Origin of the sequence: Nitrososphaera viennensis EN76 (genome assembly GCF_000698785.1) — an archaeon.
GTDB lineage: Archaea > Thermoproteota > Nitrososphaeria > Nitrososphaerales > Nitrososphaeraceae > Nitrososphaera > Nitrososphaera viennensis.
The window spans coordinates 216934-230112 of the sequence record NZ_CP007536.1; the positions used below are offsets into that span (position 1 = coordinate 216934).

Annotated in this window: 19 protein-coding genes; 3 read left to right on the forward strand and 16 right to left on the reverse strand. The window is 52.5% G+C overall.

What is annotated here, in order from left to right; translation table 11 throughout:
• Positions 1 to 813, reverse strand: a complete 813-nt coding sequence (locus tag NVIE_RS01215) for an alpha/beta fold hydrolase (protein WP_075053657.1) — start codon at positions 811 to 813, stop codon at positions 1 to 3.
• A gap of 203 nt (positions 814 to 1016) precedes the next feature.
• Between NVIE_RS01215 and NVIE_RS01220 the strand changes: the two genes are divergently transcribed.
• Entirely contained in the window at positions 1017 to 1325 is a 309-nt protein-coding gene (locus NVIE_RS01220) for a winged helix-turn-helix domain-containing protein (RefSeq protein WP_075053658.1), read from the forward strand.
• A 2-nt stretch (positions 1326 to 1327) separates the two neighbouring features.
• On the opposite strand, the gene NVIE_RS01225 is transcribed toward NVIE_RS01220, so the two are convergent.
• Both NVIE_RS01225 and NVIE_RS01230 read right to left on the reverse strand, forming a co-directional pair.
• Positions 1328 to 1513: a hypothetical protein gene (locus NVIE_RS01225; RefSeq protein ID WP_075053659.1), complete on the reverse strand. Its 186-nt coding sequence runs from the start codon at positions 1511 to 1513 to the stop codon at positions 1328 to 1330.
• Positions 1514 to 1636: 123 nt separating this feature from the next.
• Positions 1637 to 1879: a hypothetical protein gene (locus NVIE_RS01230; protein ID WP_144239395.1), complete on the reverse strand. Its 243-nt coding sequence runs from the start codon at positions 1877 to 1879 to the stop codon at positions 1637 to 1639.
• Positions 1880 to 1984: 105 nt separating this feature from the next.
• Here NVIE_RS01230 and NVIE_RS01235 point away from each other — a divergent pair, with 105 nt between their 5' ends.
• A complete protein-coding gene (locus NVIE_RS01235) occupies positions 1985 to 2392 on the forward strand; it encodes a hypothetical protein (RefSeq protein ID WP_084790550.1) in 408 nt (135 codons plus the stop codon).
• 32 nt (positions 2393 to 2424) lie between these two features.
• Complete coding sequence (locus NVIE_RS01240) at positions 2425 to 2604, forward strand: hypothetical protein (protein WP_075053661.1); 180 nt, start codon at positions 2425 to 2427, stop codon at positions 2602 to 2604.
• Between the two features lie 170 nt (positions 2605 to 2774).
• Here the strand turns inward: NVIE_RS01240 and NVIE_RS15105 are convergent, their stop codons facing one another.
• The 13 genes from NVIE_RS15105 to NVIE_RS01300 form a co-directional block, all read right to left on the reverse strand.
• Positions 2775 to 2939, reverse strand: coding sequence for a hypothetical protein (locus NVIE_RS15105; protein ID WP_158435028.1), 165 nt, complete (start codon positions 2937 to 2939; stop codon positions 2775 to 2777).
• Positions 2932 to 3090: a ribbon-helix-helix domain-containing protein gene (locus tag NVIE_RS01245; protein WP_084790551.1), complete on the reverse strand. Its 159-nt coding sequence runs from the start codon at positions 3088 to 3090 to the stop codon at positions 2932 to 2934. Before NVIE_RS01245 ends, NVIE_RS15105 begins: the two co-directional genes overlap by 8 nt.
• Before the next feature lie 100 nt (positions 3091 to 3190).
• A complete protein-coding gene (locus NVIE_RS01250; RefSeq protein ID WP_075053662.1) occupies positions 3191 to 4021 on the reverse strand; it encodes an IS6 family transposase in 831 nt (276 codons plus the stop codon).
• 71 nt (positions 4022 to 4092) lie between these two features.
• Complete coding sequence (locus NVIE_RS01255) at positions 4093 to 4983, reverse strand: hypothetical protein (protein ID WP_144239396.1); 891 nt, start codon at positions 4981 to 4983, stop codon at positions 4093 to 4095.
• 253 nt (positions 4984 to 5236) lie between these two features.
• The gene (locus tag NVIE_RS01260; protein ID WP_075053664.1) at positions 5237 to 5698 is read right to left on the reverse strand and encodes a cupredoxin domain-containing protein; all 462 of its coding nucleotides are present in this window, start codon (positions 5696 to 5698) and stop codon (positions 5237 to 5239) included.
• A 46-nt stretch (positions 5699 to 5744) separates the two neighbouring features.
• The gene (locus tag NVIE_RS01265; protein ID WP_084790552.1) at positions 5745 to 7376 is read right to left on the reverse strand and encodes a cytochrome b; all 1632 of its coding nucleotides are present in this window, start codon (positions 7374 to 7376) and stop codon (positions 5745 to 5747) included.
• Complete coding sequence (locus NVIE_RS01270) at positions 7354 to 7968, reverse strand: twin-arginine translocation signal domain-containing protein (RefSeq protein WP_075053665.1); 615 nt, start codon at positions 7966 to 7968, stop codon at positions 7354 to 7356. The genes NVIE_RS01265 and NVIE_RS01270 overlap by 23 nt, the downstream gene beginning before the upstream one ends.
• Positions 7969 to 8015: 47 nt before the next feature.
• A complete protein-coding gene (locus NVIE_RS01275; protein WP_158435029.1) occupies positions 8016 to 8498 on the reverse strand; it encodes a pentapeptide repeat-containing protein in 483 nt (160 codons plus the stop codon).
• A gap of 43 nt (positions 8499 to 8541) precedes the next feature.
• On the reverse strand, positions 8542 to 9612 hold the full coding sequence (gene dph5 / locus NVIE_RS01280) for a diphthine synthase (protein WP_075053667.1): 1071 nt from the start codon (positions 9610 to 9612) through the stop codon (positions 8542 to 8544).
• Positions 9613 to 9651: 39 nt separating this feature from the next.
• Positions 9652 to 10797, reverse strand: a complete 1146-nt coding sequence (locus NVIE_RS01285; RefSeq protein WP_075053668.1) for a M20/M25/M40 family metallo-hydrolase — start codon at positions 10795 to 10797, stop codon at positions 9652 to 9654.
• A gap of 9 nt (positions 10798 to 10806) precedes the next feature.
• Positions 10807 to 11685, reverse strand: coding sequence for a lysine biosynthesis protein LysX (gene lysX / locus NVIE_RS01290; protein WP_075053669.1), 879 nt, complete (start codon positions 11683 to 11685; stop codon positions 10807 to 10809).
• Complete coding sequence (lysW/argW, locus tag NVIE_RS01295) at positions 11682 to 11849, reverse strand: alpha-aminoadipate/glutamate carrier protein LysW (protein ID WP_075053670.1); 168 nt, start codon at positions 11847 to 11849, stop codon at positions 11682 to 11684. The genes lysX and lysW/argW overlap by 4 nt, the downstream gene beginning before the upstream one ends.
• A 6-nt stretch (positions 11850 to 11855) precedes the next feature.
• On the reverse strand, positions 11856 to 13082 hold the full coding sequence (locus tag NVIE_RS01300; protein WP_075053671.1) for a LeuA family protein: 1227 nt from the start codon (positions 13080 to 13082) through the stop codon (positions 11856 to 11858).
• Between the last annotated feature and the right edge of the window lie 97 nt (positions 13083 to 13179).

The following is a 13179-nucleotide window of genomic DNA, read 5'->3' on the forward strand; positions in this document are numbered from 1 at the left end:
CTAGGGGACAAGCTCTTCCTTTCCCGCAAGGAACTTTAGCACTATTCTGTTAAAAGTCTTCGGCTTTTCGATGTAGGGTGTGTGCCCGCAGTCCTTTATCACGACAAGCTCGTTGTTTGGCACTTCCCGGAACTCTTTGGCGTACTGGACAGGGATCATCCTGTCCTCGTCGCCCCATATCACCAGGGTCGGCGCGATTACCGACGACAGCCTGCCCCTGAGCGGCGGAGAGTACCTCATGCCAAGGAGCGTCGACATGAACGCGTATTTCGCGTTTGGCAGGTTCATCCTCCTGACGAAATCTGTCACCGTCCCTTCATCGACTATGGACGGGTCGTGCGCCATGTCGCGGAACGCCTTCAGGGCGTTTTCGTACGTGGGGTAGAGCGCGGCCATTATGTACTGGTCAAGGATTGGAGTCGACGTGCGCATGACGCCCGCCGGCGAGGCAAGCGCCAACTTGTCAATCTTGCGCCTGTTGCGGATAGCGTACTCTGCGGCCAGGTGGCCGCCAAAGGACGAGCCGACGATGTGAGGCTTTTCGATGCCGAGGTTCTGGAGAAACTTGTCGAAAAAATCGGTGAAAAAGTCCATGGTGTATTCCACCGTGGGCTTGTCGCTGTACCCAAAGCCGACAATGTCCGGCACTATCACTCGGAAATATTTTGACAGAGTGGGCGCCACGAGCAGCCAGCGCTCCAGCGAGGCGCCTAGGCCGTGCAGGAGGACGAGGTCCTTGGCGCCCTTGGCTGGAGATCCGTAGTCGAGGTACCTTGTGGCAAGCCCGTTGACCTTTGTCATCCGCTGCGGCATAGCTTGTTCCTGCAACAGATTTTATCTATAATTCTACCGCCAGTCCGTTAATATAGTTATACGGTCAAAAACGGCGCAAAAGTGGCCGGGCGGTTTTTCTACCGTCGTACTCATCACCTTTGCCTGCAAAATCATTTACCCGTCGCACTGCGCACTGTCAGTCAGTACAACACTCTTTTAAAAGATAATTCCGTAGGTCTTTTATGAAAAACAGGAGCAGGATGGACATCGCTTCAGCCATGCTTGAGATAGCGCAGGGCGGGGCAATAAAGACCCGGATAATGTACAGCGCCTTTATTTCATTCCCGCAACTGAAGGAATACCTGGAGATCCTGGTGGACAGGGGCATGCTGGAATACGCCCCGAAGGAAGGGGTGTATCGCACCACGGAGAGCGGCAGGCGGTTTTTAAAGACGTACAAAGAAGTGGGACAGACGTTATACCCCAAAGAGAGCAAGATAACAAAGATAACTGCCACTACAACTACGACTACTGCCGCCGGCCTGCACTGACTCTAGACTTTGTGTTGCTGGGAAGAATATTCCTTTAGGAACGCTTCCTTGATGCAGTTTGCCAGATTGCGGAGCTCGGTGTTATCGTTGAACTCGTTGAGCCGTATTGAGGAAAAGCCAAGCGATTCAAGGTCTCCCAGCAGGTAGGATTGCTCGTACGTCTCATCCTGAGAGTGAATCTCGGACACAGGTTATTCAACGCCTAACTCGTATATACGTGTGTGCGTGCATGTGCATGCGTGCATATGATGCATGTGTACGCGCTGGCTGGTAGGGCTCTACCCTCTATACTCACAAAAAACTTGAGTCGTTCAACTATGCGAGAGGCTATTATTATTGGAGCGGTGCACAGCTCTTGCTGCTGCATAGCGCGCGTATTTCTGCATAAAATACCTGCCGTTTTTGCGAACAATGTCGCGGTAGAGGTCCGGCTGCGCTGTAAACGCCGGCGTGTCTGCCTGGTAGTGGCCGCAGCGCCAGCATATCCACTCTGTCCAGCGGCCGTCGCGGTACTCGTATACCGAGTTTCTGCACGTCGGGCAGGCAAGCGACATCGACATTCATCGCAGGATTGCTTTTCTACTTCGCTGCTCAACGATTTTAGATAAACCGCTAGAATTAGTTAGTTTAAATCCTCGTTTCGGTGCCGGGTACCTGTCTTGGCAAACGAAGTCACAATCTCGCTTGCGGAAAAAGAGGTGGCCGCCGGCCAGGAACTGCATGGAACAGTCACGATAAACTACGCCGGCAGGTGGGACAGCGTGGCGATAAACTCGCAGATAGAGAATTCAAGCGACGTCTTTTCCTACAGCCTGCTAAACGGCAAAAAAATCAAGCACCCGTACGCCCGCCTGTCGATATTCAAGGATGAGCTGAAGGGCAAGACCGTGGTAGAGTTTGTATCGTCAACGAACCACGTGCCTCCAGCAGGAAAAGATCATACAAGCGTCAAGTTCCGCGTGAGTCTCATACAGGAGCACAAGGAAATCTTTTCTGACATTGCCTACATAAAGGTGGTAAAAAAGGATACTGTTGCGTCATTTGTGATGCCCTCTAACAAACCTTAAGTGCATCTTCTCAAGCTAAGCTGAAAGCCCACATGAAAGAAAAGTATGCGCTTCTTATCACAGGTATTGTTCTTGTTTTCATAGGATGGATGACTGGAGGAATGGTGCAGCTTATTGGACTTCAAGATACTACAGGATTACCCATACTTTTCGTAATAGCAGGCATAATTGCAATTGTCATAGCTATCGTTTGGATAATCTATGACAAATAGCGTTGCGAGCTACCTTCAAAGCAGCCATAGAAATCACCACCACACATGAAACCAATGTGAAAAGAAGAATTATCTCTGTGGTCATTTTGTCTGAATGTGATATTGCGAATACATAGCCCGCCGCAAACAATGCGATGCTCATAAGAGCAAATATCGCCGTTGAGAGGTAGTTATTTGGCACTTAGATTTTCTTTAATCTTCTTTTCCCAGTCTGCCTGAGTTATGACGCCTTTTTCCTCCAGCACATCTGACAGGCTGTCTAGCATAGTATTAAGCATAGAGACCTCTTCTCTAAGGTCATCAATCTCCGCTTCCAAGTTGCGCTTTTTACTCATTCTTGTCTCCCCTCAGGTATCCCTTCTCAGACATCCATGAAGTAACTATCGCCCTAATTATGTCTGACCTGCCCTCTCCCATCGTACCTTTCAGGCTATCGACAATCTCCATCAAGTTATCGGGGAGTGTCACTAAAGCCCTCGCCATCATGCCTTCACCTCAACAACCTGCTCTTCAGGCTTTCGTTCGCCGCCATGCTCCAACGCCTGATCCTGAGTCGCCTTGTCTATCAGCTCTGACCAGCCGTTAGTTATCTGGATGCCTGCCGCTGCGCGGGTGTTTTCTTTATCGTTTGGTGCTTTCTGACATAGTTGTAATTTACAACGTAGCCGTCAAGCAGTATCTTAGATGCCTTTTCGTTCTTTAGTCCACGCATAGGACGCAGCCTGTCTTTCAACGTTCCATGTACACGCTCTACGACGTTGTTGGTTGTCCTTGCCTGAATGCCAACACGCTTGACAAGCTCGACGCGGTTAGCCTTGTACCTGCTGTAGTAGACCTTGTTGAACGCTCTGTCATAGCTGTTGCTACCATCCACAAAGATTACTTTTGGCCTTTCTTTTGTTATCCTGTTTGCACTTTCAAATATCTTCATTGTCTCTTCGATTGTGCGCTCGCCGCCTAGGTGTGAGCCAACTAGGAATTTTGTCTCTTCGTCTATCATTTCCCAGAACCAGACGTTTCTACCCTCGCACTTTATCATGGTTTCATCTTCGTGCCACTTGCCTGATGTCTCTGGGTTCATCTTCTCTTCGCAGAACTTGCTGACCAATGTGGAGTACTTGACAATCCAACGGTAGATTGTGGATGAATCAACTTTTTCGCCCATCAGTTGAGCAAGCTGGTTCTGCACCTTTCGGACTGACAGGCCATCGAAATATAGGTTAAGGGCTGCCACTATGACATGCTTCTTTACCTTCATCTTGCTAGGCTGTCCGTTGTTGTAAAAACGGTGTGAGCAGTTTCTGCACCTGTAGACCTGCTGGCCGTGTACCTTGCCGTCTTTTACTACCTTGTAGGACATGCAATATTTGCACCTGACATTTTCGTTTTCTTCTGTCGTGCTTGCCGTTTTGCTCACGTATATCCATATGCATATACACTATATAAGCTTATAGCCATATGGATATACTTAGGATATAGTTTACTAGCTCATTCATCATCGCGTGCGGTTCTCCTATTCTTGATGAATATTCGTGATGTATCTGTAACTGCCGAAATCAATGTTCCTATGATAGCGCCATATGTTGTTGCATCATAACCAACAATGCTAATGTAAATGCCAAGTGGAATTGGAGATAGCAGGTAAGCCACCAATCTGATTTTTTCAGCCTTACTAAGACCCTTGCTTCTCTGATATACTCCTAGCAAATCGTCATTAATTCTTGATAGCAGTTCAGCGTGAGTACCACTAGCAGTTTCGGCAAATATGTCATTTGGTTCATCAAGCATTACTCTCTGTAGATATACCGCCTTCTCGCGCTGGTATTCTTTCAAATCGTTAGAATCAACAGTAGCATAATCCCCTTTCTCCAAGAATACCATATTCACAAGAGTGGTGCCATCTTCATTTGTAGGCTCAATCTCAATGTAGGTTGTAAATCGTTCGTCCTTCATAGTTTTGAAGATGATCGAGGGCTCAGAATGTTCTAACGGTTTTTCATTTAGGTGAAGTGTGTTTCTAGCTTGGTTTTCGATTATGCTGGAAACCGTTTTCTGATCTGAGTAGACTTTGAGCCTTGAAGTTTTCAAATCTTCTGGTTTGACAAACCGTTCCAGCAAGAAGACGATGAATTGATCCAGAAATGTCCCCAATGGCATGATACTGAGCAAGCTGAGATAAATTGCAGCAAATGTTAGATTGAAATCTCTACTATGTAGAACGACATCCGTAATGAAGATGGCAATTCCAATCATTTGAATGAACATCGGCGGAATTATCCTCTTCTCTGGGTGTTTCAGTGAAAATGCAAAAGAGAGGATTAGCGGGCCTGCTGGAACCATGACAACCAGATACACTATGACAAACGGGAAGTTTGTCACCAGCGTTTGCACTGCATTTGTACTGAGAGAATCGACAAAGTAATTGAACGGCACTGCTAGCAAAGCACCGTATAGCGCCCCACTGAGCATGAGATAGATAGTCTGTAACCGCTCTAAGCTCCGTACTTTCCTCTCGAATCTGTTCTGCCCCACGTTTCGCTACTTCTATAACATTCTTCCTTAAAAGTAGCTGGTTGTGAGATGATGATATTTGTCTAGTCATCACAAATGACGCAACAGTATCCCTAACTGATTAGGCAAAGCTCTCTGTTACTTCGATAGAACCCTGCATCCACGGATGCGGCTCGCAGTGGTAGTGGTACGTCCCTACTGCAGTGATCGTAAACTCCCACGTCTCTCCGCCGGGGATGAGGCCGATTGTGGCCAGCGTATCAAACTTGCCGTTTATCTTGTCGATATATCCGTCGTCGCTGGTTACGCTGTGTGGGACTTGATCGTTGTTCTGCCATATGATGTGGTTGTTCAGGCCGATTGCAGAGCGCATGTCCTTCGGTTCAAAGAACTTGGGGTTGGATTCAACGGACGAGCCTGGGGTTATCTTGACTGTCAGGGTTTCTGGCGGGTTCAGCACTGCTGGCGGGAGGATCGGCTTGGCATTGACTGCCGGGACGTACATGTACTGGTAGTAGCCCATGCTTATGCCTACTGCGATGACGAACGCGATAATGCTGATGCCGCCGGCGTGGTTTGTCATCTGGTGATCACCGTGAATTTATTTTCACATATAAAGTTTGTTTGGGTCATGGGCTTTTCGGGCCCTTGACGTCTGGATTGCTGCTATTTTCTGCGCCGCTGCTTGTAGTGGTGGTTGCTGCTGTCTTGGTTCCTGAAGCGGGACCTGGGGATGTTGTTGCTGCAGTCTTTTGCGGCGGGAGCTGCGCTGGCTTTTCTGCCGGCTTGGCCGCTGGCTGCGCGCCTGAAGGAGCGGCAAGCGGCTTTTCCTGCGTCGGTACTGCAGGCGCCGGCTTTGGAGGCGCTGCCGCTGGCTTGGGTGCCGGCGGGGTCGGCTTGGGCGGTGGCGCCTTTGCCTGCGCCTTGCCATACCTGTAGAGGTGGAACATGCCTGCAAAGACGAGCATCATGATGCCTACTATGAACAGCGAGTAGTTCTTCATGCCGTCAAGCACTGCATAGTATGCGGCAATGTTCAGGTACACCTGAAACCCTATGAGGACCACGAACAGGGCGTAGATCCACTTTTGCGACAGCTCTATTGAAGACTTGCCGGCCTTTTTGGGCTGCGCCTTGGCGTTGGCCTCTGCGTGCTTGGCCAGCTTTATCATCATGTAGGTAAAGCCAAACGACAGTGGCACGAGCACTATCATGACCAGATAGAAGAATATAGGGTCGATGACTAGCCTCTCTAGCAGCGCCTTGTGCGTGTCCGGGTCGATGTAGAATCCCCAGTATGTGGTGACAAGTATCTGCGCAAGGCTGGTGATGCCTACCGCGGTGATAATCGGCCTGTCCTTCCAGGAGAATTTCTTGTACCTGTCGACAAACGGTATGAGCAAGAGCGCGCCAATGAACAGGCCCGGCCACGCGACGCCTGTGACGAACTTGTCGTACATCGTCCTGAGGAACGCGTATAGGCCCGTGAGATACCACTCTGGCACCGTGATGCCCGGAGGTATGTGGGGATCGAACGGCAGCCCGAGGCCGACCGGGAACACTCCTCCCGTGAGCATGATTGCGCCGGCGACCGCCATGACCATCGGCACGTCAAACACCAGGAATCTGGGAAAGTGGACTACCATGAGGCCAAGCAGCGCGATTGGAAGCATGAACACGTGGAAGGTGTAAAAGCGCAGGATAAAGTCGTGGAACCCGGCGCCAAAGAACGCTTCGCGCATCTGCGGACCCATGATGGGTATAGAGTTGGTAAGCGACGCGGCGATAGAGATTGCAAGTTCTGCGCGCTCTGAGAATATGATGTCGTAGCCAGTGAATGCCTCGAGAATCGTGAGCACGCCCAGTATGATGCCTGTCACCCACAGGATCTCGTTCCTGATCTTGTACCTACCACTGAAATACTGGTAATACATGTGGAGGAGGGCAAGCATGACCATGCCGTTTGAGGCGTGGTAGTGGATGTTGCGTATGTGGAACCCGTAGGGGATGGTGTCGTTGATGTTCTTGACGCTGTTCCACGCCCTGTCGAGGATAGGCTCGTACCAGAGCATGAGCAGCGCGCCGGTGATGCCCAGAATTATGAATACCACGAAGGTGAGCATTCCGAGGAAGCCAAGCGGGCTGACGAACCTTCCGGGGAACGTGAACTTCATTCCCATGAATATAGTTCGCTCTACGCCGGCGTACATCCACCGGAAGAATCTTGTCAGGCTGTTCTCATACGTTAAGGAAGCGCCCATAACCAACAATCCCGTTTTTATCTGGACTCCATGTCGGAGGCATTATCCATATCTTGCCGTCCTTGTCGACTTCAACGTTGAGCATCGGGAGCACGTTCGAGGGCGGGCCCTGGAGTGAAGCCGGCCCTGCAAATGCCTTGCCCGTCATCGGGTCGTACATGCTGCCATGACAGGGGCATTCTCCCCTCTTGCGGCCTGTGTCTGGAAAGTACTTCCAGAGGCACCAGAGGTGGAGGCACACCATGCTGTAGATGCGAAAAGCAGAGGCATCGTTCTTTGCACCGCCAAGCTCCTCTGGCAGCCTGATGAACTGCCATGTGCGGAAAGCCTCCTGGTTGAGGACCTCATCGTCGGTCTTGGGGTAGATGATTGCCTCAGAGTGGTTAACCGGAAAATCTTTAACGTTAGCCTGACTGCCGTCCGGGAGCTCCACGGGCTGCCTTTCGCTAAGGTTTCCCGTAGGGTTTGGAAGGAACTTGCCCCAGTCTACAAACGGCGTAAATGTCATGACGGTGCCAGCAGCAGCCATGAGCTTTAAAAAGTCACGCCTTGACACCTTACCTCCTGTCGGTGGTGGAGGAGTCTGCGCCATATACAAAAACTGGTTTTAATTTACTTAATAAACGTTTGTCCGAATAATCAGCGCTTCTCGTTCCAAGGAGTGCCATCGAGTTTCGCGTATTTCAGGTACGCTCCCATCCTGTCAGAGCCTGCCACGTTTGCGTTCTGCATGTTTGCTTCCACGAACACGGTCTGCAACATCTTGACTGCGCCCATGTCTGCGCCGGACAGGTTTGCCCACATGAAATTCGCCTTTGTGGCATCGGCGCCGGACAATTTGGCGCCCTTCATCTCTGCGTACATGAAAAGCGTCTCCTTGCAGTTTGCGCCCTCAAAGTTTGCGCCGCTCAGTTCTGCCTGCACAAAGTTTGCCCCTGAAAGATTTGCCTTGGAAAAGTTGGCGTTTGTAGCCACCACGCCGTTAAGGTACGCGCCGGCGATGTTCTTGCCAGACAGATCTGCGCCGGTAAGGTCCAGCTTTGTCGTCAGGTTCTTCATCCTCCACGCGTTGAACTCTTGTACCTTGCCTTCAAGGAGCAGGTTCCGGGCCTCGGTTGACATGATGATTTTCGTTTTGTGCAGCTTTTCTGCCACATATATAACTTCAGGGATTCCAGGGGTTGATCCCCTTCTGGAACCGGAGAGCGTCAACGAGGCCCTCTGCATAGCCGATGCTCAGGACTGCAAGCTCGTGCTTGCCCTGCCGCAAAAAGCGCTCGGCGTCGTCGATATAGTATTCGGCGTTGTCCAGGACTTCATGCATGCCTTTGTTCTCTTTTTTTTCGCCTTCCTTTCGCAGGATGTCCCGCATGTGCTGTACGGCCTCCCTGGCCTTTGGCGCATAGCGCTCTATCATCTGCGCTGAAATGCGCTTTACCGACGCCGCGTTGTCTACCGGGCTGTCAAGGCACACGGTCAGCGCTTCAAGGGCTTCTTCCTCTGTGAAATGCAGGCTAGCCGGCACGATGACCGAGTGCGGGCCCGTACCAAAGCCCACTCCTGCAAGCGACTTTATCTTGCCTGACACTATGCGCGAGTCGTCAGAGCCGAGCCTTGACGCAACCACCACGAACGTCTCTTCTGAAAACACGCGGTGACGCAGATCGCGCTCGCAGTCAAGGAGCATCTTTAGTACAACTGCAGGATCAAGGAAGAACGGCTCGCCCGTCTTTTCGTCATGGCTGTATTCCGTCAGGATGAGCGTGTGGCTTCCCAAAAGCAGGTTGTCAAAGACCGTGTTGTAGACGCTTATCGCGGACTTTGGCTCCGACATCATCGTGACCGTCCTGCCGAACTTGTACATGTGCAGGCCGCATTCGCCCATTATTGACGTTATTCCGGACGCGGCGTGCAGCACACTCGTCTTTATCGACGCTTTTGCAGCCCTTGTGCGCAGCTCCGTGTGGGTGGTGGCAAGGAGCGGGTCGCCGTAGGTGACAAGCGCTACCTGCTTTTCCCTTGCGGCGTCAAGCATCTCCCTTCCGTCCTCGACGAACCAGCGCTGGACCGGCTTGGCGCTCTTGCCTATTGCCGCGTTGATGCCTTCAAGGTCGCTGTCTGCAAGGGCGCTTGTGAACCGCTCGACAAAGACAATCTCGCACTTTTTCAACACCTGTACCGCCTCGAGGCTGAGCCCCCTGTGGCCGCTGATGCCTGCGCCTACCAACCAGAGCATATATCCAAAAGAAAGACGCAATGGCGCCTATATGATTTGTTACTTGCTTTTTTTGCCGCCGCTGTTGCCGTTCTGCTTGCGGATGTGGTGTATGCGCGACATGTGAAAGAGCGCCCTGCTGAACACCTCTATGCTATTGACGTACTCCTCGATGTTGACGCGCTCGTCGGCCGTGTGCGAAGCGTGCGGGTCGCCGGGGCCGTACGTGACGACCGGTATCTTGAAGGTGTTGCCAAGCACGTTCATGTCGCCTGTCCCTGTCTTGCGCAGGAGCACCGGCCGTTTTTTGCGGACATCCAATATGCCAAGCGAAAGCGCGCGGACAAGCGCAGAAGAATGGTCTGCCTCGAACGGGTCCGTCCTGTCCTCTATCCTGTAGGTCGCCTTTACACCCTTTTCCTTTGCTACCCTCGTGATGACGCCGTCTACAGTGTCAAGCACGTTCTGGCAGGTCGTCACCGTGGGTATGCGCATGTCTATCGTTATCTTGCACTTTTGCGGGGTCACGTTGTGGCTTGACCCGCCGCTTATCTCCGTCAGCGTGCAGCTGATCGAGTTGGCCTTGGTGTCCGCTGTTCCGACCCTTTCGATTTCAGCCTTGATTGCGCGCCAGAAATAGTGCATCTCTTCAATCGAGTTTCGCGCAAGCCATGGCGCGCTTGCATGCGCGCTGTCGCCCACGTCGCACGTGAGGCGTATGGCAAGCCTGCCCTTGTACGCAATGGTGATGTTGTCGATGCCTGAAGGCTCGCCAAACATGGCATAGTCAAGCCCGATCTTGCTCTTGACGAGGTTCTTCACCCCCGTCGCGTTTCCCTCCTCGTCGACCACGCCGGCAAAAATCACGGTGCCGCTCTGCTTTGGAAACTGCGATGCGGCAAGGAGCATAGCTATCAGCGGCGCCTTTGCATCCGAAGCACCCCTGCCGTAGAGGTAGCCGTCTTCTATGCGCACAGGCACCTGCCCGGGCACCGTGTCCATGTGGCCGCACAGCAGTATGCGGGGCTCGCCGGTGCCCTTTGAAGCGATGACGTTTCCGACGCTGTCGATGCTGACCTGCTCAAAGCCAAGCTCGTTTGTGCACTTGTCCTTTATCATGTTGGCAAGAGCGGCCTCGGACCTTGAAGGCGTGTACAGCTCCAGCGCCTTTTGCAAAAGCTCGACAGCGTAGCTTGGCGATACCAATTCTGCTTGCTACCTTTTGTTCAATGCAAGGGCGTAATCAACCATTTGGCCCGGGATGTCCACCCCTGTCACGCGCACCGTGTTCTTGAACTCTGTCGTGTTGTTCACCTCGTGGACCATGAGGCCGTCCGCATCGCTTTCCATCAGGTCGACTCCGACTATCTGGCCGCCCACCGCTCGCGTGGCCTTCATGCAAATGTCTTCAAGCTCCTTTGTCACCGGACAGACCTCTGCGCGACCGCCAAGTGCCATGTTGGTCTTCCACTCGCCGTCGCCGGAGTAGCGGTATATCGCGGCAACAACATGGTCGCCGACCACGATGGCACGGATGTCCCGGGGCGGCCGCTTCACAAACTCTTCAAAGTAGTAGATATGATACAATGGGAACATGTGCTCCCTGTCCTCGATTACCGCCCGCGCCGCGTCCCTGTCACGCAAAAGTCCTATCATCCTGCCCCAGCTGCCGACCGTCGGCTTTATCACCGCAGGATAGCCGAATTCTTCAAGCGCTGCTGCAGCAGATTCTTCTGAAAATGCGGCAATCGCTTTTGGCGTGTTGACCCCTGCCTTCTGAAACTCCATGTGTGCAAAGAGCTTGTTACCCGTGATGCTTGCGACCCGAAGCGGGTTTATCACGCTTGCGCCGAGGCCCTCAAGCGCGGCTGTCGCGTGCAGGCTCTTGAAATAAGAAACTGACCGCTGGAGCACTGTCCTGCCGGCGTATTTTTTCTTGCTGCCGTCGTCGTCGAGGCGGATCGTGAGGTTCTTGACGTCAATGTTCTCCGTCTCGATGCCTTTTTTCTTGGCAGCCTCTATCAGGGACTTTTCCTCCCAGCGGATCGTATCGTACAGTATGGTAAGGGAATTGCCACTACTGCCTGCGCTCACTGACCCCAGTCCTCGCCGACAACCTGAGCTGGTTTTATGTCAAAGCCTGACGCTGCTTTTACCAGTTCGTAGCTGGCGCCGCAGTCGGGGCACGTGACTATTTCGCCCTCTATCGAGTCGGCGGGAATCTTGATCTCTGCGTCACATTCTGGACAGTTGACCATCTCGTTTTACTCCTTCTGCCCTATCTTCATGGGCGCGTCATTAAGTATCTTTCTCTCCAGCCTGTCGTCCAGGTACAATTCGAGTATGTCGCCCATGCGCAGCTCCTTCAGACCCTTTGCAAGCTGCTCGGCCTCATGCTTGCTTGTCTCCAGCCCAAGAAGGGAAAGCAGGTACGCCGCGCCGTTCTTGCCTGCAAGCTCGCCAAACACTATCTTGCGCCTGTTGCCTACCGCCTTGGGTTCCAGGATCTCGTACGCCGCCGGGTTGCGAAGGATTGCCGCAAGGTGCGTGCCGGCCTTGTGCTTGTACGCGCTGTCGCCGACGATGGGCTTTGACTCGGGGATGCCAAGGTCGACGTACTCTGACATGGTCCTTGACAGGTCCTTTATCATGTGGAGGCGCAGGTCGTTGTTGGCCCTGTAGATGAGCGAAAGCGCGACTGCAGTCTCGGCAAGCGCCGGGATTCCGGTGCGCTCGCCAAAGCCGTCTATCGTGGTGTGTATCTGGTCTGCCCCTGCCTCGCAGCCGGCAAGCGCGTTTGCCAGGGCAAGCCCAATATCGTTGTGGCAGTGCACGTCAAGAGACGTCTTGGACCTGTCGATGTTGTCGTACACCATCTTTACCAGGCTGAACATGCCGCGCGGGCGCATGATGCCCACCGTGTCCGGGATGCTTATCCTTTCAATGCCGCGCCTGTTCATCTCCTTGCACATGTCGATTAGGAACTCTGGCTCGGTCCTGCTTGCGTCCTCCATCGTAAAGCGCGACTTCAAGCCGTGCGACTTGATGTAATCCGCAACCTCTAGTGCGCGTATCTTGGCCTCCTCTCTGCTAATCTTTAGTTTTGCAGCAAGGTGGATGTCGGAAATGCCCATGTAGGTCGCAACCCATGTTGCGCCGCAGCCTATTGCAATGTCGACGTCCGATTTGATAGCACGCACATGCGCGACAATGTCAGCGCGCAGTCCCTGCTTGATTATCGTCTTGGTTGCCTCAACGTGGTCCGGCGAGACTACCGGGCTTATCTCTATCTGGTCGACTCCAAAAGAGTCGAGCATCCATGCTATCTGGATCCTCTGCTTTGTGGTAAAGTTGACTCCTGGGTGCTGCTCGCCTTCGCGGAGCGTGCTGTCCAGAATCCTTATCTTGCGGCCCGAAGTTGCGGCGTCCGGGCCTCCCATCCTATTGTACATGTGTGCGTAATAGTTCGGATCATCTGATTTTAGCGACATTTTTGCTACCGTGTAACTATATTCGGACTTGATATAAACCTTATCGCAACTAAAACAGCGAATTCCACACCTTCTTTTAAAGAAAACCGCTAATTGC

Bases quoted from the DNA above. Each gene is read 5' to 3' on its own strand.
- NVIE_RS01220 (WP_075053658.1), top strand. From the start codon at position 1,017: ATGAAAAACAGGAGCAGGATGGACATCGCTTCAGCCATGCTTGAGATA.
- NVIE_RS01300 (WP_075053671.1), bottom strand. From the start codon at position 13,082: ATGTCGCTAAAATCAGATGATCCGAACTATTACGCACACATGTACAAT.
- NVIE_RS01265 (WP_084790552.1), bottom strand. From the start codon at position 7,376: ATGGGCGCTTCCTTAACGTATGAGAACAGCCTGACAAGATTCTTCCGG.
- NVIE_RS01230 (WP_144239395.1), bottom strand. From the start codon at position 1,879: ATGTCGCTTGCCTGCCCGACGTGCAGAAACTCGGTATACGAGTACCGC.
- NVIE_RS15105 (WP_158435028.1), bottom strand. From the start codon at position 2,939: ATGAGTAAAAAGCGCAACTTGGAAGCGGAGATTGATGACCTTAGAGAA.
- lysW/argW (WP_075053670.1), bottom strand. From the start codon at position 11,849: ATGGTCAACTGTCCAGAATGTGACGCAGAGATCAAGATTCCCGCCGAC.
- NVIE_RS01215 (WP_075053657.1), bottom strand. From the start codon at position 813: ATGCCGCAGCGGATGACAAAGGTCAACGGGCTTGCCACAAGGTACCTC.
- NVIE_RS01240 (WP_075053661.1), top strand. From the start codon at position 2,425: ATGAAAGAAAAGTATGCGCTTCTTATCACAGGTATTGTTCTTGTTTTC.
- NVIE_RS01260 (WP_075053664.1), bottom strand. From the start codon at position 5,698: ATGACAAACCACGCCGGCGGCATCAGCATTATCGCGTTCGTCATCGCA.
- NVIE_RS01245 (WP_084790551.1), bottom strand. From the start codon at position 3,090: ATGATGGCGAGGGCTTTAGTGACACTCCCCGATAACTTGATGGAGATT.
- dph5 (WP_075053667.1), bottom strand. From the start codon at position 9,612: ATGCTCTGGTTGGTAGGCGCAGGCATCAGCGGCCACAGGGGGCTCAGC.
- NVIE_RS01275 (WP_158435029.1), bottom strand. From the start codon at position 8,498: ATGTCAACCGAGGCCCGGAACCTGCTCCTTGAAGGCAAGGTACAAGAG.
- NVIE_RS01270 (WP_075053665.1), bottom strand. From the start codon at position 7,968: ATGGCGCAGACTCCTCCACCACCGACAGGAGGTAAGGTGTCAAGGCGT.